Genomic DNA, 20,142 nt, shown 5'->3' with positions numbered 1-20,142 from the left:
ATTCATTGGGGAGATATCGGTGAGACGCTCAATGTTTTTTACCGCGGGCGCGTTGATCGTCCTGTTTGGCGCGTTGTTCCTGTGGCGCACGGAACGTGTATCGGCTGCCGACCGGCCCGCGTCGCCACCGGCGCCGTTGCCGGTCGAAACCATCGTCGTGAATCCGGAGGCGACGGCGCCCACGCTCGACGCGGTCGGCTCGCTCGAAGCGGTACGGCAGGTGACCATCGCGCCGGAAGTCGCGGGTCGCATCGTCGGCATCCAGTTCGTCGCGGGCTCGCGCGTGAGTGCCGGGCAAACACTCGTGCAGCTTTACGATGCGCCCGAGCAGGCGAAGCTCGCCGGGCTGCAGGCGAAGGCGGACTATACGCGCCGGCAGTTCGCACGCGCCGAGCAGCTCGTGCCGAACGGCGCCGAGCCGAAGGCGACGTTCGACGCACGCCGCTATGAACTCGACGCCGCGCGCGCCGATATCCGCGAGACCCAGGCGGTCATTACGCAGAAGTTGATCCGCGCGCCGTTCTCCGGCGTGATCGGCTTGCGCCGCGTGAACCTCGGGCAGTACCTGAACCCGGGCGACGCGATCGCGACGCTCACGGATCTCGACGTGTTGTACGCGAACTTCACGGTGCCGCAGAAGGCGTTGAGCCGCGTGGCGCTCGGCCAGACCGTGCGCGTGACGGCGGATGCGTATCCGGGCCGGACGTTCGAAGGGCGCGTGACCGCGATCGAGCCGCAGGTCGGCGACGAGACCCGCAACATCACCGTGCAGGCCACGGTGGCCAATGCCGGCCAGTTGCTGCGCCCGGGGATGTATATCGACGCGCATCTGGCGCTGCCGGGTCGCGACGCGGTGATCAGCGTGCCGGATACCGCGGTGCAGACCTCGCAGGCGGGCGACACCGTGGTCGTGGTCGAGCAGCGCGACGGGCGCGGTGTCGGCGTGGCGCGCGTGCGCCAGGTGCGGACCGGCGCGCGCGAGCGTGGCCGCATCGTCATCGACGACGGGCTGCGCGCCGGCGACGTGGTCGTGACGACCGGGCAGTTGCGCGTCGCGCCGGGCGCGAAGGTGCAGGCGCTGGCCGATGCGTCCACGCAACGGGAGACGGTGCGATGAGCCAGGCCACGCAAGGCGCGCGTTTCACCGACATCTTCGTGCGGCGGCCGGTGCTGTCGCTCGTGTGCAGCCTGCTGATCCTGCTGGTGGGCCTGCGCTCGCTCGGCGCGCTGCCGGTGCGCCAGTATCCGATGCTGGAGAGTGCGACGATCAGCGTCGAGACGGCCTATCCCGGTGCGTCACAGGCGTTGATGCAGGGTTTCGTGACGACGCCGATCGCACAGTCGATCGCGACGGCGGACGGCATCGAGTATCTGACCTCCACGTCCACGCAGGGCAAGAGCATCGTGAAGGCGCGGCTGCGCCTGAATGCGAACGCCGACCGCGCGATGACGGAAATCATGGCGAAGGTGCAGGAGGTCAAGTACAAGATGCCCGAGGGCGCGTACGACTCCGTGATCACCAAGCTCACCGACGCGCCCACCGCCGTCATGTATCTGGGCTTCTCGAGCGATACGTTGTCGATCCCCGAGATCACCGATTACGTGGTGCGGGTGGCGCAGCCGCTGGTCACCACGGTGCCGGGCGTCGCGTCGGCCGACATCGTCGGCGGCCAGAACCTCGCGATGCGGGTCTGGCTCGACGCGTCGCGGCTTGCCGCGCACGGGCTGTCGGCCGCCGATGTGTCGGCCGCGCTGAAGGCGAACAACGTGCAGGCCGCGCCGGGCCAGTTGAAGGGCGCGCTGACCGTCGCCGACATTTCCGCGAACACCGACCTGACCGACGTCGGTGCGTTCGGCAACCTCGTCGTGAAATCGGATGCGAACGGCAGTTTCGTGCGGTTGCGCGACGTCGCGACGATCGAGCTGGGTGGCCAGCAATACAACGCGAGCGCGCTGATGAACGGGCACCGCGCCGTCAACATCGCGATCAACGCGACACCGTCGGGCAACCCGCTCGACATCGTGCGCGGCGTACAGGCACTGTTGCCGACGATGGAGCGCAGCAAGCCGGCCAGCATCAGGATCGGCGACGTGTTCGACGTCGCGCGCTTCGTCAACGCGTCGATCGACGAGGTGCGCGAGACGATCATCGAGGCGATCGCGATCGTCGTGGTCGTGATCTTCCTGTTCCTCGGCTCGTTCCGCGCGGTCGTGATCCCTGTCGTGACGATTCCGCTCGCGCTCGTCGGCTCCGCCGCGCTGATGCTGGCCGCCGGTTTCTCGCTGAACCTGCTCACGCTGCTCGCGATGGTGCTGGCGATCGGGCTGGTGGTCGACGACGCGATCGTCGTCGTCGAGAACATTCACCGGCACATCGAATCCGGCGAGCCGCCCGCGCGCGCGGCGTTGCTCGGCGCGCGCGAGATCGCATCGCCGGTGATCGTGATGACCATCACGCTCATTGCGGTGTATGCGCCGATCGGGCTGATGGGCGGGCTGACCGGCTCGTTGTTCCGTGAGTTCGCTTTCACGCTCGCAGGGGCGGTGTGCGTGTCCGCGGTGATCGCGCTGACGCTTTCGCCGATGCTGAGCTCGCTGCTGCTCGACAGCCGGATGTCGGAGGGGCGCGTCGCGCGGGCGATCGAACACACGCTGTCGCGCGTCACGCACGGGTACCGGCGCCTGCTGCACGCGAGCCTCGGCGCTAGGCCGGCGGTGCTGGTGTTCGGCGCGGGCGTGCTGCTGGGCATCGGCGTGCTGTTCAGCGGCGTGAAGCGCGAACTGGCGCCGCAGGAGGACCAGGGCTCGATCATGCTGCAGGTGAAGGCGCCGCAGTATGCGAACCTCGACTATCTCGAACGCTATGCGCCGCAGATCGAGAAGGTGTTCCGCTCGCTGCCGGAAGCGGATACGAGCTTCGTGCTGAATGGCGTCGGGGGGGCCAACCTCGGCTTTGCCGGCGTGAACCTCGTCGACTGGTCGAAGCGTACACGCGGTGCGGCCGACCTGCAGGCGCTCGTGCAGGCGCGTGCGAACGCGATCGCGGGCGACCAGGTGTTCACGTTCCTGCTGCCGTCGCTGCCCGCGTCGAGCGGCGGCCTGCCGATCCAGATGGTGCTGCGCGCGCCCGCGGACTTCAAGGACATCTTCGCGACGATGGACAAGCTGAAGGCTGCCGCGACGAAGAGCGGACTGTTCGCGGTGGTCGACAGCGACCTGACGTTCGACAGCCGCGCGGTCGGCGTGACGATCGACCGCAACCAGGCGAATGCGCTCGGCGTGACGATGAAGGACATCGCCGATACGCTCGCGGTGCTCGTGGGCGAGAACTACGTGAACCGCTTCGACCACAACGGCCGCTCGTACGACGTGATTCCGCAGGTCGCGCGCGCGGAACGCCTGTCGTCCGAGATGCTGAACCGCTACTACGTGAAAACGCGCGGCGGCAAAATGGTGGCGCTGTCGACCGTCGTGCGCGTGTCGAACGGCAGCCAGGCGAACGCGCTCACGCAGTTCAACCAGTTGAACTCGGCGACATTGTCGGCGGTGGCCGCGCCCGGCGTGACGATGGGGCAGGCGGTCGAGTTTCTGCAGAAGCAGCCGCTGCCGGCCGGCTACGACATCGACTGGCTCGGCGAATCGCGGCAATACGTGCAGGAGGGCAATCGGCTGACGGTCACGTTCGTGTTCGCGCTCGTCGTCATCTTCCTGGTGCTTGCCGCCCAGTTCGAGAGCCTGCGCGATCCGCTCGTGATCCTCGTGTCGGTGCCGCTGTCGGTGTGCGGCGCGCTGGTGCCGCTGTACCTCGGCTTCGCGACGCTGAACATCTATACGCAGATCGGGCTCGTTACGCTGATCGGCCTGATTTCGAAGCACGGGATCCTGATGGTGAGCTTCGCGAACGAACTGCAACGCACGCAGCATCTCGACCGGCGCGCGGCGATCGAGCACGCGGCCGCGGTACGGCTGCGGCCGATCCTGATGACGACGGCCGCGATGGTCGCCGGGCTCGTGCCGCTGATTTTCGCGCGCGGCGCGGGCGCGGCCAGCCGCTTCGCGATCGGGATCACGGTCTCGACCGGGATGCTGGTCGGTACGCTGTTCACGCTGTTCGTGCTGCCGACCGTGTACACGCTGATCGCGAAACGCCATCGCGAGGCGGCGACCAGCGAGCGCGCCCGCGTGCTGGAGGCCGTATGAGCATGCAATCTGAAACGCGCGCCGCGGCGGTGCGCAACGGGAGCAACATGAGTCGAATTCGCCTCGCGGCCGTTGCGGCGGCCGCGCTCTTCGCAACGGGCTGCACGATGGCGCCGCGCTACACGCGGCCCGACGCACCGGTGGCGCAGGCGTTCCCGTCCGGCGGTGTCTATTCGACGCAGCCGGGCGCGGCGGCGGGTGCGCGCAGTGCGAACGGCCAGGCGGCGACCGCCATCGGCTGGCGCGAATTCTTCGCCGATCCGCGCCTGCAGCGGCTGATCGAGATCGCGCTGACGAACAATCGCGATCTGCGCGTGGCGGTGCTGAATATCGAGGCCGCGCGTGCGCAGTACCAGATCACGCGAGCGGGGCTGTTCCCGACGCTCGACGGCGTGGGGACGGGTAACATCCAGCGCTATCCGCAGGGTGTTTCTCCGACCGGGCAGGCCACGATCACCCGGACCTACGACGTCGGGCTTTCGGCGTCGTGGGAACTCGACCTGTTCGGCCGCGTGCAGAGCCTGAAGGACCAGGCGCTCGCGCAGTATCTGTCGACTGCCTACGCACGGCAGGCGTCGGAAATCTCGCTCGTGTCGCAGGTGGCCGACCAGTATCTGACGTTGCTGTCGACCGACGATCTGCTGAAGGTCACGGAGAACACGCTGAAGACGGCGCAGGACTCGTACAACCTGACGAAGCTGCAGTTCGACAACGGCACCGGCACGGAACTCGACCTGCGCCAGGCGCAGACGGTGGTCGAGCAGGCGCTGTCGAACCAGCAGGCGCAAGCACGGGCACGCGCGCAGGCGTTGAATGCGCTGGTGCTGCTGGTTGGCGAGCCGCTGCCGGACGACCTGCCCGCAGGCATGCCGCTCGACGCGCAGAACCTGCTGCCGGACGTGCCGGCCGGTTTGCCGTCGGATTTGCTGACGCGTCGCCCCGACGTGATGCAGGCCGAGCAGGCGCTGCTGGCTGCGAACGCGAATATCGGCGCGGCGCGTGCGGCGTTCTTCCCGAAGATCTCGCTGACTGCCGCGTTCGGCACCGCGAGCCCGACGTTGGGCGGCCTGTTCAAGGCCGGCACGGCGGCATGGTCGTTCGCGCCGAACATCGCGCTGCCGATCTTCGAGGGCGGGAAGAACATCGCGAACCTCGATCTCGCGAACGTGCAGAAGCGCATCGAGATCGCGAACTACGAGAAGGCGATCCAGTCGGCATTCCGCGAAGTGTCGGACGGCCTGGCCGCACGCGGTACGTACGACCAGCAGATCGCCGCGCTCGAGCGCAACGCGCACGCGCAGCAGCGCCGCTTCGACCTGTCGGACCTGCGCTACAAGAGCGGTGCCGACAGCTATCTGTCGGTGTTGACCGCACAAACGGACCTCTACACGGCGCAGCAGTCGCTGATCAATGCGCGTCTGGCGCGCTGGACGAACCTGGTCAGCCTGTACCGGGCGCTGGGGGGCGGATGGATCCAGCGTAGCGGCGAGATGCCGCGTCCGGCGGATCAGCCGATCGCATCCAGATAGGTGGAGATGCTCGACGAACGCGGGCCGCTGCAATCAGGCGGCTTGCGTTCGTTTCTGCTTGATCGCGAAAACAGCGGCTACTCGATTGCTCCCTGAAGAAGCAACACGCGTTTCCGCACGCGATGGAATGACAAGACGATGAAACGCGTCCTTGTTTATCGAAACATTCCATCGTAATTATCTGATTCAAAAGCGATTTTGATAAAAATCAAGACTATGTCGCTTGATTGATCGGATGTAATGCAACCGTCAATACAATGATTCGCGGCGGAAAGACCAAACGGCCTTTTCTGAGTTTCGCCCGGTGAAAAAATACGATCCGAGGTTTCGCGATGACGAATGACGACGTGCGCGGGCCGCGCGCGCCTGGCACTGGCATGCGGCCGCTCGAAGGCAAAAAGGGAATCGTCGTCGGCCTGGCGAACGAGCAGAGCATCGCCTGGGGATGTGCGCGCGCCTTTCACGCGGCGGGGGCCGAGCTGGCCGTGACCTGGCAATCCGACCGCGCGTTGCCGTACGTCGAGCCGCTGCTGGAGCAACTGAAGCCGGCGATCGCGATGCCGCTCGATGTCAGCCGGGCGGACCAGATGCGCGATGTGTTCGACACGATCGGCGAGCAGTGGGGCGGCCTCGATTTTCTGTTGCATGCCGTGGCCTTCGCACCCAGGGCCGACCTGCACGGGCGGGTCGTCGACAGTTCGCCGGAAGGGTTCGCACTCGCGATGGATACCTCCTGCCACTCGTTCGTCAGGTTGGCGAATCTTGCCGAGCCGTTGATGACCGCCGGTGGCTGCCTGATGGCAATGACCTATATCGGCGCCGACCAGGTCATCGCCGAGTATGGCGTGATGGGGCCGGTCAAGGCGGCGCTGGAGGCCGCCGTTCGCTATCTGGCCGTCGAACTGGGGCCGGCAGGCATCCGCGTGCATGCGGTTTCGCCCGGTGCATTGCCCACGCGCGCGGCCTCCGGGCTGCCGAACTTCGATCACCTGCTCGACGACACCGCACGGCGTGCGCCATTGCGCCGGCCGCTCGACATCGACGACGTCGGCGCGCTGTGCACCTTTCTCGCCAGCGATGCCGCACGCGCGATGACCGGCGGCGTTCACTACATCGATGCCGGGATGCACGTGCTCGGCTGACGCGAGACGGCCGCTCCCGGAATGTTTCGAGATTCACCTTGCCCCTCTGGAGGACAGTGTTATGGATGCTGCCACGCAACTGGCGCGCAGTCATGAGATCGCCGCGGAGATTGTCCACGTCCTGCAAAAGCGCACGCAGCACGCGCTGGAACAGTACGGAAAGCGGTTGAGCGAAGCATTCGACGGCAGCGACAGCCTTGGTCACGACCCGGGCGCCGCCCCTTTCGCCACGCCGTTTTCGCCGCTCGGCGCATGGCATTACGCGGTCGACGCCGTACAGCGTTCGCTGCTGTTCTGGGACACGCTGCGCGAGCGCGGCACGCAATACGTCGAGCGTGCGGCCCAGGGGCTCGCGCCGGTGCTTCACTTCGACTACGACGTCGTCCTCGACGGCCGGCAGTTCGAGCGGCCCGTCAATTACGCGCTCGTTCACATCCGGCCGCCGGAGGGCGTGATCGTCGACGCCGCCAAGCGGCCTTACCTGATCATCGATCCGCGCGCGGGGCATGGCCCCGGCATCGGCGGCTTCAAGGACGATTCACAGGTCGGCGTGGCGTTGCGCGCGGGGCATCCGGTGTACTTCGTCGTGTTCTTCCAGGAGCCCGAGCCCGGCCAGACGCTGCTCGACGTGTGTGCGGCGGAGCAGGTGTTTGTCCGGAAGGTGCGGGAGCGGCATCCGGACAGCCTCAAGCCGGCCATCGTCGGCAACTGCCAGGGCGGCTGGGCCGCGATGATGCTCGCAAGCTCGTCGGCGGACGACACGGGCCCGATCGTGATCAACGGTGCGCCGATGTCGTACTGGAGCGGCGCGTGGAGCGACGGGCCTGGCGACAATCCGATGCGCTATGCCGGCGGCCTGCTCGGCGGCACCTGGCTCGCGTCGTTCTCGTCGGACCTCGGCAACGGCAAGTTCGACGGCGCGTATCTCGTTCAGAACTTCGAGAACCTGAACCCGGCGAACACGTTGTGGGACAAGTATTACCACGTGTACGACAACATCGACACGGAGCCGCCGCGCTTCCTCGAGTTCGAGCGCTGGTGGGGCGGCTACTACCTGATGAACCGCGAAGAGATCGAATGGATCACGCGCAACCTGTTTATCGGCAACAAGCTCTGGTCCGGCGAGGTGCGGGACGGAGCGGGCAACGCGTTCGACCTGCGCAAGATCCGCTCGCCGATCATCCTGTTCGCGTCGATGGGCGACAACATCACGCCGCCGCAGCAGGCGTTCAACTGGGTCGCGGACATCTACGGCAGCACGGAGGAGATCAAGTCGCGCGGGCAGGTGATCATCGGGTTGATGGAGGAGGATGTCGGGCATCTCGGCATCTTCGTGTCGGGCAAGGTCGCGAAGAAGGAGCACGCGCAGATCGTCAGCGTGCTGGATGCCGTCGAAACGCTGCCGCCCGGTCTCTATGCGATGTCGATCGAGGAAGTGAAAGGCGCCGACGGGAAGGTCGGATATGACGTCACCTTTGCCGAGCACCGTCTCGAAGAAATCGCGCAATACTTCAATCGCTTCGGGCGCAAGGACGAACAGGCGTTCGAGGCCGTCGCCGAGCTGTCCGAATTCACGCAGCGCGCGTATGAACTGCTCATGCAGCCGTTCGTGCAGCAGGCATCGAACGAAACCACGGCGCGCCTGCTGCGCGATCTTCATCCGCTGCGCTTTCAGCGCTGGGCGTTTTCGGATCTGAACCCGTGGCTTGGCTGGCTGAAGCCGGCCGCCGACACGGTCAAGGCGAACCGCCAGCCGGCCGACGATATCGAGCCGTGGCGCAAGCTCGAACGCCGCGGTTCGGATGTCGTCAGCGCGTCGCTCGATTTTTTCCGTGCGATGCGCGACGCGAGCACCGAGTCGCTGTTCTTCACGCTGTACACGCAGCCTTTCATGCTTCATTTCGCGGAACGGTATCGCGACCATCATGCCGCTTCGCCGGTGGCGACGGACCCTCGCGACCTGCCGTTCGTGAAGGACGCGCTGGCGTCGATCGACCGGGGCGGTTACACCGAAGCGGTTGCGCGTGCAGCGTTTCTGCTCGAGCGCAGCGGCGAGCCGTTTCCGCTGGCGCAGCTTGCGACCGAGCGCGAACTCGCCGAAACCTACGCCGAGTATCTGCCGGACCTGCCGCCCGACCAGTGGCGGCGCATCTATGGCGAGCAGGAAATCATCGCGACTTATGCGCGGCAGCAGGCCGTCGCCACGCTGCCGGCGCTGCTGGCCCGGCCGGAAGACCGCCAGCGGCTGCTGACGTTGCTGGACAAGCTGCTGGGCGATCCGCGCGTGCAAAGCGCATCGGTGAGCGAGCAACAGTGGGCGGCGCTGCAACGCATCCGCGCGGTGCTGGGTGCACCGCCCGCGAAGCGGCCGGCCAAGGGGCCGGTAGCGGCCCTCGAACGTGTGCAGTGACGGACAGCCAGGAACCACGATGGAAAACAGACACGAGAAGTATCTTCGCCTCATCGAACACTGCCGGACGCTCGCGCCGATGCCGACGGCCGTCGCGCACCCGTGCGATCGAAGCTCGCTCGAGGGGGCACTGGAGGCGGCGCGCAAGGGGCTCATCGAACCGATCCTGGTCGGCCCGCGTGCCCGTATCGAAGCGACCGCCGCGGAGGCCGGGCTGTCGATCATCGATCACGAGATCGTCGATGCGCCGTACAGCGAGGCGTCGGCAGCAGCGGCGGTGCGGCTCGTCCGCGACGGGCGGGCGGCCGCGCTGATGAAGGGCAGCCTGCATACCGACGAGCTCATGGCCGAAGTGGTGCGTCACGATGCCGGATTGCGCACGGGCCGGCGCATCAGCCATTGCTTCGTCATGGACGTGCCCGCTCATGCCGATCCGCTCATCGTGACCGACGCGGCGATCAATATCGCGCCGACGCTCGAGGAAAAGGTCGACATCCTGCAGAACGCGATCGATCTCGCCCATGCGCTTGAATTTCCGCAGGTGCTTGTGGCGATCCTGTCGGCGATGGAGACGGTCAACCCGAAAGTGCCGTCGACGCTCGAAGCGGCCGCGCTGTGCAAGATGGTGGACCGGCGGCAGATTACCGGTGCGCTCGTCGACGGCCCGCTTGCGCTCGACAACGCGATCGATCCCGAGGCCGCGCGCATCAAGCAGATCGATTCGCCGGTGGCCGGGCATGCGAACGTGCTGATGGTGCCCGACCTCGAAGCAGGCAACATGCTCGCCAAGAGCCTGTCGTTCCTGGCCGGCGCGGACGCCGCGGGGATCGTGCTCGGTGCGCGCGTGCCGATCATCCTGACGAGTCGCGCCGATTCGCTGATCACCCGGCTCGCTTCGTGCGCGGTCGCGATGCTCGTCGCGAACGTGCGGCGTGAAGCGGCCGGGCGCGCGGGGTGATGCCATGGCAGACGTGATTCTGGTGTTGAATGCCGGCTCGTCGAGCATCAAGTTTTCCGCATTCGACGTGCAGGGCGACACGCTCGGGCTGATCGTGCACGGTCAGGTCGATGGTCTTTATACGGCCACCGTGCACTTCAGCGCCGTCGACCATCACGGGGAACATCACGAGCAGCAATGGGCCGGCGGCGAGGCGTTCGGCCATCAAGAAGGGCTCGAGCAGATCGCCGCGTTCCTGGAGGCTCACCAGGAAGGGCATCGTCTTGCGGCGGTGGGCCATCGCGTCGTGCATGGCGGGCAACGCTTCAGCGGCCCGGTGCGCGTCACGCCCGAGATCGTGGCCGAGCTGGAAAAGCTCACGCCGCTCGCGCCGTTGCATCAGCCGCACAACCTGACGCCGATCCGCATCCTCGAAGCGGTGCAGCCGGGTATCGAGCAGGTGGCCTGCTTCGACACGGCATTCCACTGCACGCAGCCCGCGGTGTCCCAGGCGTTCGCGCTGCCCGAGTCGATCACCAGCCGGGGCGTGCGCCGCTACGGCTTTCATGGGCTCTCGTACGAGTACATCGCAAGCGCGCTGCCCGACGTCGCGCCACGGGCGGCGCGCGGGCGCACGGTCGTCGCCCACCTCGGCAACGGCGCGAGCATGTGCGCGCTCGTGGCGGGCAAGAGCGTCGCGAGCACGATGGGGTTCACCGCCGTCGACGGGCTGCCGATGGGCACGCGCTGCGGCAATCTGGACCCGGGCGTCGTGCTCTTCCTGATGGAAGAACTCGGGATGGACGTGCACGCCGTCGAGGATCTGATCTATCGGCGCTCCGGGTTGCTCGGGGTGTCCGGCCTGTCGAGCGACATGCGCACGCTGCTCGCGAGCGACGATCCGCACGCGCGCTTCGCGATCGAGCTGTACGTCTACCGCATCGCGCGCGAGCTCGGGTCACTCGCCGCTGCCATGGAAGGCATCGACGCCATCGTTTTCACGGCGGGGATCGGCGAGCACGCGGCGGCGATTCGCGAAGGGGTGATGCGCCGCGCGGCGTGGCTCGGCGTCGAGATCGACGTCGAAGCGAACAACTCGGGCGGGCCGCTGGTCACGACGGCGTCGAGTCGTGTACCGGCGTGGGTGATCCCGACCAACGAGGAATGGATGATCGCGCAACATACGCGCCGGCTGATCCGGTGACGAGCAGGCGAACGCACAAGGAAAGGAGCCGCCATGGCCGAACTACTGCTGATCAACGTCGAAGAACACGCAGGCGACGACGAAGTCGGCGCGTTCCTGAAACGGCACGGATTCCCGCTGTTCGATTCGATCGAGCGCGTGCCGGCCGGGATTGGCGCCCCCATCGCGTTGCTCAGGTTCAATACGCTGTCGTCGGTGGCGATCTACACGCTGCGCGATCGGATCGACCACATATCGTGGCGGGGGCGGTCGATTCGTGCGCACATCCTGCCGGATCGGAAGGCGTGAGCGGCTTCTCGCGTCAGCGAGGTTGAGGGCGGGAATGCGGGCCGGCTCTCCCGCAGACAGGCATCTCCAGCACGATTTTTGAATCCCCGTGTGTCGTGTACGCACACAGATACGTTGGGATACAAAGCCTGCGGGCGGGTCGGGTATAAATCCGGTGACGCGATTCACACGGCGGCGCAGTGCCGGCGCCGCCGGCGAGAACGCCGATTCCCGAGTGCCCGCACGTGCCGTGGGCCGCCTTCCTTCGCGATCGACAATGGAGAACGAGTCATGCCTGAAACCGTGAACACCCGCCGCCGCCTGATCCTCGGTACGACGCTGGCAAGCCTGAGCCTCGCCGACCTCGGCTTCAGCGCCCTGGCGCATGCGCAGTCGGCGCCCGATGCCCCGCCTGCGAAGCGCACGGCCGGCGTCGCGTCGCTGGGCACGATCCACCAGATCGACGCGGGCGTGCTCAACGTCGGGTATGCGGACCTCGGGCCGAAGAACGGCCCCGTCGTGTTCCTGCTGCATGGCTGGCCGTACGACATCTACAGCTACGCGGAAGTCGCGCCGCTGCTCGTCGCGGCCGGCTATCGCGTGATCGTGCCGTACCTGCGCGGCTACGGGTCGACGACGTTCCGCTCGGCCGACACGGTGCGCAACGGCCAGCAGGCGGTCACGGCCGTCGACATCGTCGCGTTGATGGATGCATTGAAGATCGACCGCGCGGTGTTCGGCGGCTACGACTGGGGCGCGCGCACGGCCGACATCATCGCGGCGCTGTGGCCGCACCGCGTGAAGGCGCTGGTGTCGGTGAGCGGCTACCTGATCGGCAGCCAAGCGGCGAACGCCACGCCGCTGCCGCCACAGGCCGAGTTCCAGTGGTGGTATCAGTTCTATTTCTCGACCGAGCGCGGCGAACTCGGCTACACGCAGAACCGCGATGCGTTCAACAAGCTGATCTGGCAGCTCGCGTCGCCGAAATGGCAGTTCTCCGACGAAACCTATGCGCGCACGGCCGCGTCGTTCCAGAACCCCGATCACGTGGCCGTCGTGATCCACAACTATCGCTGGCGCCTCGGGCTCGCGAAGGGCGAAGCGCAGTACGACGACATCGAGCGCCGTCTCGCGGCCGGCCCCGCGATCACCGTGCCGACGATCACGATGGAAGGCGACGCGAACGGCGCGCCGCATCCGGCGCCGGCCGCCTACGCGAAGAAGTTCACCGGCAAGTACCAGCACCGCACGATCACCGGCGGCATCGGCCACAACCTGCCGCAGGAAGCGCCGCAGGCGTTTGCGGATGCGATCCTGCAAGTGGAGCATCTGTGATGCGGGCCCGCACGGAAGTGTGGCGGCGCGGCGCACGTCGTGCGCTCGGCGCGGGCGTGCTGCTGGCCGGTGTGCTGGCGGCGAACGGCCCGGCCGCGTTCGCGGAACAGCCGAAACCGGCCGCGGCCGCTTCGCCGATCTACGGCGTGACGATTCCGCCCGGCTACCGGAAGTGGGAAATGGTTGCGCCGGCCGAGGAAGCCGCACCGCTCGATGAGCTGCGTGTGGTGCTCGGCAACCCGGTCGCGATCCGCGCGCTCGAACAGGCGACGCTGCCGTTCCCGGACGGCACGATCCTCGTGAAGCTCGCGTACAAGCGCAAGCAGTCCGACGAGTTCGCGCCGGCGACGGTGCCGGGCCAGGCGACGACCGTGCAGGTGATGGTGAAGGACTCGCGCCGCTATGCGTCGACGGGCGGCTGGGGCTTCGGGCGCTTCATCAACGGCGTGCCGGCCGACATCGGCCAGCATCAGACGTGTTTTGCGTGCCACCAGGCGCGCGTGAAGAACCACGATTACGTGTTCACGCGGCTTGCGCCGTGACGTGCGTGGTGTGATGGGTTCGACGGAAAGGCGTGCCATGCGTGGCACGCCTTTTTTCATGATGAGTCGGTTTGGTATGCCATCGGTAGACGGGGCGGCAAACGATGCGGCAGTCCGGTTTGTATCGCACTGTATCTGCGGCCGTTCCTGAAAAACTGGCATGCAGAAAGCCCCGGTTTCGGAAACATGGCAGATACGTGCGCGGGTTCTACTGTCGACATGCAGGAAACGTTCGATGCCAGACGAACTGGATCGGATGCCGAATGATCGACTGACCCACCTCTCTCAAGGAGAACCCTCATGAAAGCCGCTCGACTCCTCGCCGTTGCCGTCCTCGCCGTCGCACCCGCCCTGTCGTTTGCCGATACCGGCCACGGCCTCACGCGCGCCGAAGTGCGCGCCGATCTCGTCCGCCTGGAGAAGGCGGGCTACAACCCGGCCAGCAGCGAAGCGAACTACCCGAACGATATCGCGGCCGCAGAGAACGCCGCCGCGCAGCAGGTCGCGCGTTCCGACCAGAACGGCCCGTCGAAATCGCAAGGCGACAGCGTCGCCGATGCGTCGACGCCGGCCGGCCATCACGACGCGTCCCAAGCGCGTTCCGCACGAAATGCGGCCGACGACCTGTACGCGCATTCGTGATGTGCTGCCGCGCTTGCCGCAGGCGGGCGCGGTCACCCCTGCAGCACTTCCCGTGAAAAACACAATGGAGCAAGGAGCATGACGATGGCCGGTTTGTTGAAACGCGTTCTGGTATCTGCCGCAGTGGTCGGCGGACTGTTCGGTGCGGTCGCGGCGCAGGCCGCGCCGAAAGAAGATCTGAAGGGCACGAACGTCGTGCTCGTGCACGGCGCGTTCGCCGACGGGTCGAGCTGGAACCGCGTGATTCCGCTGCTCGAGGCGCGCGGGCTGCACGTCGTATCGGTGCAGAACCCGCTGAGCTCGCTCGCCGACGATGCAGCCGCGACGAAGCGTACGGTGGACGCGCAGAAGGGGCCGGTCGTGCTGGTCGGCCATTCGTGGGCCGGCGTCGTGATCAGCGAGGCGGGCAACGACGACAAGGTGAAGTCGCTCGTGTACGTCGCCGCGTTCGCGCCCGACAACGGCCAGTCGATCGCCGACGTCACGCAGGGGCTGCCGGCGCCCGCGTGGGCCGGTGAGCTGCGCAAGGACGCGGGCGGTTTCGCCACGCTGTCGGACAAGGCGATCGCGCAGGATTTCGCGCCGGACCTGCCGCCCGCGCAGCAGCGCCTCGTTGCGGCGACCCAGGGGCCGTGGTATAGCGGTTGCATCTCGGAGAAGGTCACGCAGGCCGCGTGGCATGCGAAGCCGTCGACGTTCGTCGTCGCGACGCAGGACAAGATGATCGACCCGGCGCTGCAGGAAGCGATGGCGAAGCGGATCGGCGCGACGGTCACGCGCGTGAACGGCAGCCATGTGTCGATGCTGAGCCAGCCGAAGATTGTGGCCGACGCGATCATCGCGGCAGCCGAACGCGCGAAGCAGGATCAGCAGTGAGTGAACGCGGTGCCGCGCGTTCTCGTCGTCGGTGAGGCGTAGCGGCGTCAGTGATTGTGATGTCTTTCCACCAGGAGAAGTCATGACCGAACTCTGGCAATTGCCGGCAACCGAACTCGCGAAACGCGTGCGTCAGCGTGAAGTGTCAGCGCGCGAAGTGGCGGACGCGGTGCTCGATCGTCTCGATGCGGTGAATCCGGCGATCAACGCGGTGATCGAACACCGGCCCGACGATGTCCGGCGGCAAGCCGACGAAGTCGATCGCGCAATTGCGCGCGGCGACGATCCGGGGCCGCTCGCAGGCGTGCCCGTGACCGTGAAGATCAACGTCGACCAGGCGGAATTCGCGACGACCAACGGCACGCGCCTGCAGGAGAACCTGATCGCGCACGCCGACAGCCCGGTGGTCGGCAACATCAGAAAGGCCGGCGCAATCCTGCTCGGCCGCACCAATTCGCCGACGTTCGCGTTGCGCTGGTTCACGTCGAATCTCGTGCATGGCCACACGCGCAATCCGCGCAATCCGTCACTGACGCCGGGCGGATCGAGTGGCGGCGCGGCGGCAGCCGTGGCCGCCGGGATCGGCCCGCTTGCCGTCGGCACCGACATCGGTGGCTCGGTGAGGTACCCGGCCTACGCGTGCGGCGTGCATGGCATTCGTCCGTCGCTCGGCCGCGTGCCGGCGTTCAATGCATCGTCGCCCGAGCGTGCGATCGGCGCGCAGCTGATGTCGACGGCGGGGCCGATTGCACGCACGATCGACGATCTCTCTCTCGCGTTGCGTGCGTTCGCCGCGCCGGACCCGCGCGATCCGTGGCATGTGGCGGTGCCGTTCGACGGGCGCGAGGTGCCGAAGCGCGCGGCACTGTGCGTTCGGCCGGGTGGCTTGCAGGTCGTGCCCGAAGTCGAGGCCGCATTGCGCGATGCCGCACGGCGATTGATCGATGCGGGCTGGACCGTCGACGAGATCGACGATACGCCGCCGATGCGCGAAGCAGCGCTGTTGCAGGAGCAGCTCTGGCTCGGTGATGGATTCGACGCATTGACGAGCGCGGTCGCGAAAGATGGCGATCCGGGTGCGGCTGCCGTGGTCGAGGCCGTGCGCGGCAAGGTGCGCGACCTGCCGGCCGACGTGATCAGCCGCGCGCTCGTCCGGCGCACGACGCTGACGCGGCAGTGGCGGCTGTTTCTCGACGAGTATGCGGTGGTGCTGCTGCCGGTTTCATCGGAACTGCCGTTTCCCGACGATCTCGATCGGCAGGGACCCGACGGGTTCGATCGCGTGTGGGAGGCGCAGCTCACGTTGCGCGCGCTGCCGGCGATGGGGCTGCCGGGGTTGGCCGTGACGACGTCGCTCGTGAATGGCGTGCCGGTCGGCGTGCAGGTGGTTGCCGCGCATCATCGCGAGGATCTGTGCCTGCTCGCCGGGCGCGATATCGAAGCGCGCGGCGTGCCGGTCGCGCCGGTCGACCCGGTGCGTTAGCCGGTTGACGGACAGGCGAATGCGTCGACGATGCCCGTTCGGCATCGTGCCGATGCATTCCGCCAGCCGGCCGGCTTCATCGGTCGCTCCTGCCTGCGCGCCCGCGCATGCACCCCATTGAGGCATCATTGACGGCGTTTCGGGCAGGGCACCCTGGATGGTTTGGCATCCAAAGCATTACGCGTGGAAACCGGTACGCAGCGCGCGTTCGAAAGCAGCCCGACGTGAGCGCAGGGGTGCATCGGCATGCCATCACGCGACATGTGCGCCCGCCAGCGCCCGGGCACCTGGATATTCATCCGACGATTCAGCGTGCAAGCGTTGCACATCCCGTTATCACGGACTCGCGCGGATCACAACTCGCCGCTTCTGGAAACGTCCGTTACGGATTCTGCGTTAATCCCGGCGTCACTTTGGTCGTTATCGGGAAGTCGACCTTGCACGTGCCGTACCCGACTGGTTTCACGCGCATGCGTCGCATGCACCGGCGGCGTGCTCAACGCTCTCCTGACCATGATCAAGAATTTCAGCATTCGCACCCGTCTGGCGCTGGCGATGGGTTTTCTCGGAGTATTGCTGGTCGTCGGCGGCATCATCGGCGTGGTCGGCATGGCAATCGGAAACAACGACGTGAAGACGCTCTATTCCGAAAGGCTCGCTTCGTCGGAGGCGCTCGGGCAGGCGAACGTCGCGCTGTCGAGGACGCGCCTGTGGCTGTATCGCATCGCGCTCGATCCGGCCAGCGCCGAAGTTCCGCAGGAAACCGGTGTGGCCCGCGACATGCTGGCCGCATCGAGGAAGGCATGGGACGCCTATCGCGCGCTGCCGTTCTCCGGCCCCGAAGAGGCCCGCCGCGCGGCCGACGCCGGCAGCAAGTTCAAGGCGCTGGTCGACAACGGGCTGGAGCCGATGTTCGAGGTCATAGCCACCCATGATGCGGCCAAAATTCCGGAAGTCTGGCGACGCATCCCGCCGTCGCTGTTCATCGACGCGTCCGACGCCATGGATGCGCTCGGGCAGCTTCAGATCACGGCTTCGCGGGCGACGTTCGATGCCGCGCAGGCGCGCTTCCACTGGTTCATCGGCATGGCGGTCGCCGGGAGCCTGGTCGCGCTCGGCGCGGCCACGCTGACATGGTGGTCGCTGCAACGGGCGATCGGCACGCCGCTGGCGAACGCACTGGGCCATTTCGGCGCCATCGCCGAAGGCGACCTGACGACTCGGGTGGAGATTCATTCGACCGACGAAATGGGGCAACTGCTGACCGGCTTGCAGACGATGCAGGGCGAACTGCTCCAGACGATCCGGGCGGTGCAGAACGGCTCGCACGCGATCGACGCCGCCGCTCGGGAGATCGCGGCGGGCAACATGGATCTGTCCCAACGGACCGAGGAGCAGGCCGCGTCGCTGGAGGAGACGGCCGCGTCCATGGAGCAGCTGACGTCGACGGTTCGCCAGAACGCCGAGAACGCGAAGCAGGCCAGCCAGGTGGTGAGCGACGCGGCGCTGCTGACCGAGCAGGGCAATCAGGCCGCGCAAGAGGTCGTCAGGACGATGCGGGGGCTGTCGGAATCGTCAGGCAAGATCGCCGAGATCATCACGGTGATCGAAGGCATCGCATTCCAGACCAACATCCTGTCGTTGAACGCCGCGGTCGAAGCGGCCCGGGCCGGCGAACAGGGGCGCGGGTTCGCGGTCGTGGCGGGCGAAGTGCGCTCGCTGGCCCAGCGCAGTGCCGCGGCATCGCGTGAAATCAAGGAACTGATCACGGATTCGCTCAGGCGCGTCGACACCGGCGCACGGCAGGTCGATCGCGCGACGGGGACGATGACGGAAATACTGGCGTCGGTGCGACGGGTCGACGTACTGATGAGCGAGATTACCGCCGCGTCCGACGAGCAGTCGCGGGGCATCGAGCAAGTCAATCAGGCCGTCGCGCAGATGGATCAGGTGACGCAGCAGAACGCCGCGCTGGTGCAGCAGGCATCGGCAGCGGCAGCGGCGCTGAAAGCGCAGGCGGGGCAGCTGGAAGCGACGATCGCGGTATTCCGGATCGATGCCGCCCGAACCTGATTCGACGCAGGAACATCCGGTCGAGAAGGACGCTCCGTGTCGGGATCGTTCCCGCTCTGCGCGTCGCGGCCATGCTCCGGCAACTGGGCATCGAACCATCCGTGCCGCGCTTCGTGCGGGATGTGACTTTCCGCCGTCCGGCAGGCCGCGACAGCGGATCTCGATCGCGCCGGGCCGCCGCATCGCGCACGACAGCGATTGTTGACGACGCTGGAAAGGTCCAATCCAGAAGCGGTAATAGGTGCCGCGAATATGGCCGATTATTCTCCCGTTCGCAGTAATGGCGTCCGTCCACGAATGCTATCGGACTGCTTACAAAATCAATTGCTCAGGGAGGCCTTTCATGAGACGCACCGTTGTCACCGGTTGTATCGGCGCCGCTTTCACCATGTCAGCATCGTGCGCGTTCGCGCAGAGTTCGGTTACGTTGTATGGCCTCGTCGATACGGCGATCCGCTATCAGACGAATGCCGGCCCTGACGGCAAGGACCTGATCGGAATGACGGTCGGCCCGGAAACGCACAGCCGCTGGGGCTTGCGTGGCAGCGAGGATCTCGGCGGCGGGCTGTCGGCGATCTTCCGTCTCGAGAACGGCTTCGAGCTGGGCGATGGCAAGCTGCACGTCGCGAACACGCTGTTCAGCCGGCAGGCCTACGTGGGCCTGTCGAACGGCCGATATGGCACGCTGACGTTCGGCAACCAGTACGCGCCGCTGTACGACACGATGGGCGACGTATTCGATCCGATGACCGTCGGCGACTACTGGCAGGACAGCTGGGCGTACAACGGCATCGGCAACTACCTGACGGTGCCGAACTCGGTGAAGTACGCATTCACGTACAACGGGTTCAGCGTCGATGCGATCTACGGCTTCGGCAATCATGCCGGTGCGATGGGCCTCGACAGCACGTACGGTGTCGAGCTCACCTACGCGCACGGGCCCGCGTCGATCAACGCAGGCTTCCAGCAGACCTCGGTATCGTCCGTGAACGGCAGTGCGACCAACGGCGCGAAGGTGAACTTCCTGCACGTGAGCGGCGCGTATCAGGTTACGCCCTCCGTCCGCCTGCTGGCCGGCTGGCTGCACGGCCAGGACAAGACGGGCACGACCGACTTCAACATGCAGCAGGCCGGCGCACCGGCGTTGAGCGGCGGGAGCCCGAACCGCATCGACGACACGTTCTACGTCGGCGCCAACTGGCAGGCCACCGCGCCGCTGCTGATCACGGTGGCCGGCTATTACGGCCACGCACGCAACGCAAAGCGGCTCGACGGTACGCTCGGTTCGGGGATCAACTACTCGGCGACCGTGCTGGCCGAGTATGCGCTGTCCAAGCATACGGAGGTCTACGGCACGGTCGATTTCTCGCGCGGCAACGGTGCGTTCGCGGCCGACTATCCGGGCGCCACCAATCGGCTCACCGGCAAGGTCGACCAGATCGGCAGGACCAACAACGTCGGGGCGGCCGTCGGCCTGCGCCAGATGTTCTGACGGCACTGCG

The 20,142-nt window shown here is 66.7% G+C and carries 15 protein-coding genes; all 15 read left to right on the top strand.

The window, feature by feature from the left end:
- The first annotated feature begins 31 nt into the window (after positions 1 to 31).
- Positions 32 to 1,117: an efflux RND transporter periplasmic adaptor subunit gene (locus C5O79_RS21490; protein WP_174242130.1), complete on the top strand. Its 1,086-nt coding sequence runs from the start codon at positions 32 to 34 to the stop codon at positions 1,115 to 1,117.
- Entirely contained in the window at positions 1,114 to 4,200 is a 3,087-nt protein-coding gene (locus C5O79_RS21485) for an efflux RND transporter permease subunit (protein ID WP_131931695.1), read from the top strand. The genes C5O79_RS21490 and C5O79_RS21485 overlap by 4 nt, the downstream gene beginning before the upstream one ends.
- A 47-nt stretch (positions 4,201 to 4,247) precedes the next feature.
- Positions 4,248 to 5,729 carry an efflux transporter outer membrane subunit gene (locus tag C5O79_RS21480; protein ID WP_131931693.1) on the top strand — a complete coding sequence of 494 codons (1,482 nt, stop codon included), beginning with the start codon at positions 4,248 to 4,250 and terminating at the stop codon, positions 5,727 to 5,729.
- 377 nt (positions 5,730 to 6,106) lie between these two features.
- Positions 6,107 to 6,871: an enoyl-ACP reductase FabI gene (gene fabI, locus C5O79_RS21475; RefSeq protein ID WP_131931743.1), complete on the top strand. Its 765-nt coding sequence runs from the start codon at positions 6,107 to 6,109 to the stop codon at positions 6,869 to 6,871.
- 61 nt (positions 6,872 to 6,932) lie between these two features.
- Positions 6,933 to 9,281: a DUF3141 domain-containing protein gene (locus C5O79_RS21470; protein WP_131931691.1), complete on the top strand. Its 2,349-nt coding sequence runs from the start codon at positions 6,933 to 6,935 to the stop codon at positions 9,279 to 9,281.
- A gap of 19 nt (positions 9,282 to 9,300) precedes the next feature.
- A complete protein-coding gene (locus tag C5O79_RS21465) occupies positions 9,301 to 10,239 on the top strand; it encodes a phosphate acetyltransferase (RefSeq protein ID WP_046549237.1) in 939 nt (312 codons plus the stop codon).
- A 4-nt stretch (positions 10,240 to 10,243) separates the two neighbouring features.
- Positions 10,244 to 11,422: an acetate/propionate family kinase gene (locus tag C5O79_RS21460; protein WP_131931689.1), complete on the top strand. Its 1,179-nt coding sequence runs from the start codon at positions 10,244 to 10,246 to the stop codon at positions 11,420 to 11,422.
- 33 nt (positions 11,423 to 11,455) lie between these two features.
- Entirely contained in the window at positions 11,456 to 11,710 is a 255-nt protein-coding gene (locus tag C5O79_RS38190) for a hypothetical protein (RefSeq protein WP_046549238.1), read from the top strand.
- 270 nt (positions 11,711 to 11,980) lie between these two features.
- Positions 11,981 to 13,024: an alpha/beta hydrolase gene (locus C5O79_RS21450; protein WP_131931687.1), complete on the top strand. Its 1,044-nt coding sequence runs from the start codon at positions 11,981 to 11,983 to the stop codon at positions 13,022 to 13,024.
- Positions 13,024 to 13,566, top strand: a complete 543-nt coding sequence (locus C5O79_RS21445) for a cytochrome P460 family protein (RefSeq protein WP_046549240.1) — start codon at positions 13,024 to 13,026, stop codon at positions 13,564 to 13,566. The genes C5O79_RS21450 and C5O79_RS21445 overlap by 1 nt, the downstream gene beginning before the upstream one ends.
- 300 nt (positions 13,567 to 13,866) lie before the next feature.
- A complete protein-coding gene (locus C5O79_RS21440) occupies positions 13,867 to 14,208 on the top strand; it encodes a DUF4148 domain-containing protein (RefSeq protein ID WP_124493514.1) in 342 nt (113 codons plus the stop codon).
- Between the two features lie 84 nt (positions 14,209 to 14,292).
- Positions 14,293 to 15,084: an alpha/beta hydrolase gene (locus C5O79_RS21435; protein WP_046549551.1), complete on the top strand. Its 792-nt coding sequence runs from the start codon at positions 14,293 to 14,295 to the stop codon at positions 15,082 to 15,084.
- An 82-nt stretch (positions 15,085 to 15,166) separates the two neighbouring features.
- Entirely contained in the window at positions 15,167 to 16,567 is a 1,401-nt protein-coding gene (locus C5O79_RS21430) for an amidase family protein (protein WP_124647755.1), read from the top strand.
- Between the two features lie 246 nt (positions 16,568 to 16,813).
- A complete protein-coding gene (locus tag C5O79_RS21425) occupies positions 16,814 to 18,640 on the top strand; it encodes a methyl-accepting chemotaxis protein (RefSeq protein WP_276321194.1) in 1,827 nt (608 codons plus the stop codon).
- A gap of 343 nt (positions 18,641 to 18,983) precedes the next feature.
- A complete protein-coding gene (locus C5O79_RS21420) occupies positions 18,984 to 20,132 on the top strand; it encodes a porin (protein WP_131931685.1) in 1,149 nt (382 codons plus the stop codon).
- Positions 20,133 to 20,142 lie beyond the last annotated feature (10 nt).

This window comes from Burkholderia sp. SRS-25 (assembly GCF_004343765.1).
In the GTDB taxonomy this organism is placed as follows: domain Bacteria; phylum Pseudomonadota; class Gammaproteobacteria; order Burkholderiales; family Burkholderiaceae; genus Burkholderia; species Burkholderia contaminans.
The sequence above is the reverse complement of the archived record's forward strand: the minus strand, read 5'-3'. Positions and strand labels throughout refer to the sequence as shown.

Excerpts from the sequence above, each read along its gene's own strand:
- C5O79_RS21490 (WP_174242130.1), top strand. The coding sequence starts at position 32 with ATGTTTTTTACCGCGGGCGCGTTGATCGTCCTGTTTGGCGCGTTGTTC.
- C5O79_RS21485 (WP_131931695.1), top strand. The coding sequence starts at position 1,114 with ATGAGCCAGGCCACGCAAGGCGCGCGTTTCACCGACATCTTCGTGCGG.
- C5O79_RS21480 (WP_131931693.1), top strand. The coding sequence starts at position 4,248 with ATGAGTCGAATTCGCCTCGCGGCCGTTGCGGCGGCCGCGCTCTTCGCA.
- fabI (WP_131931743.1), top strand. The coding sequence starts at position 6,107 with ATGCGGCCGCTCGAAGGCAAAAAGGGAATCGTCGTCGGCCTGGCGAAC.
- C5O79_RS21470 (WP_131931691.1), top strand. The coding sequence starts at position 6,933 with ATGGATGCTGCCACGCAACTGGCGCGCAGTCATGAGATCGCCGCGGAG.
- C5O79_RS21465 (WP_046549237.1), top strand. The coding sequence starts at position 9,301 with ATGGAAAACAGACACGAGAAGTATCTTCGCCTCATCGAACACTGCCGG.
- C5O79_RS21460 (WP_131931689.1), top strand. The coding sequence starts at position 10,244 with ATGGCAGACGTGATTCTGGTGTTGAATGCCGGCTCGTCGAGCATCAAG.
- C5O79_RS38190 (WP_046549238.1), top strand. The coding sequence starts at position 11,456 with ATGGCCGAACTACTGCTGATCAACGTCGAAGAACACGCAGGCGACGAC.
- C5O79_RS21450 (WP_131931687.1), top strand. The coding sequence starts at position 11,981 with ATGCCTGAAACCGTGAACACCCGCCGCCGCCTGATCCTCGGTACGACG.
- C5O79_RS21445 (WP_046549240.1), top strand. The coding sequence starts at position 13,024 with ATGCGGGCCCGCACGGAAGTGTGGCGGCGCGGCGCACGTCGTGCGCTC.
- C5O79_RS21440 (WP_124493514.1), top strand. The coding sequence starts at position 13,867 with ATGAAAGCCGCTCGACTCCTCGCCGTTGCCGTCCTCGCCGTCGCACCC.
- C5O79_RS21435 (WP_046549551.1), top strand. The coding sequence starts at position 14,293 with ATGGCCGGTTTGTTGAAACGCGTTCTGGTATCTGCCGCAGTGGTCGGC.
- C5O79_RS21430 (WP_124647755.1), top strand. The coding sequence starts at position 15,167 with ATGACCGAACTCTGGCAATTGCCGGCAACCGAACTCGCGAAACGCGTG.
- C5O79_RS21425 (WP_276321194.1), top strand. The coding sequence starts at position 16,814 with ATGCCATCACGCGACATGTGCGCCCGCCAGCGCCCGGGCACCTGGATA.
- C5O79_RS21420 (WP_131931685.1), top strand. The coding sequence starts at position 18,984 with ATGAGACGCACCGTTGTCACCGGTTGTATCGGCGCCGCTTTCACCATG.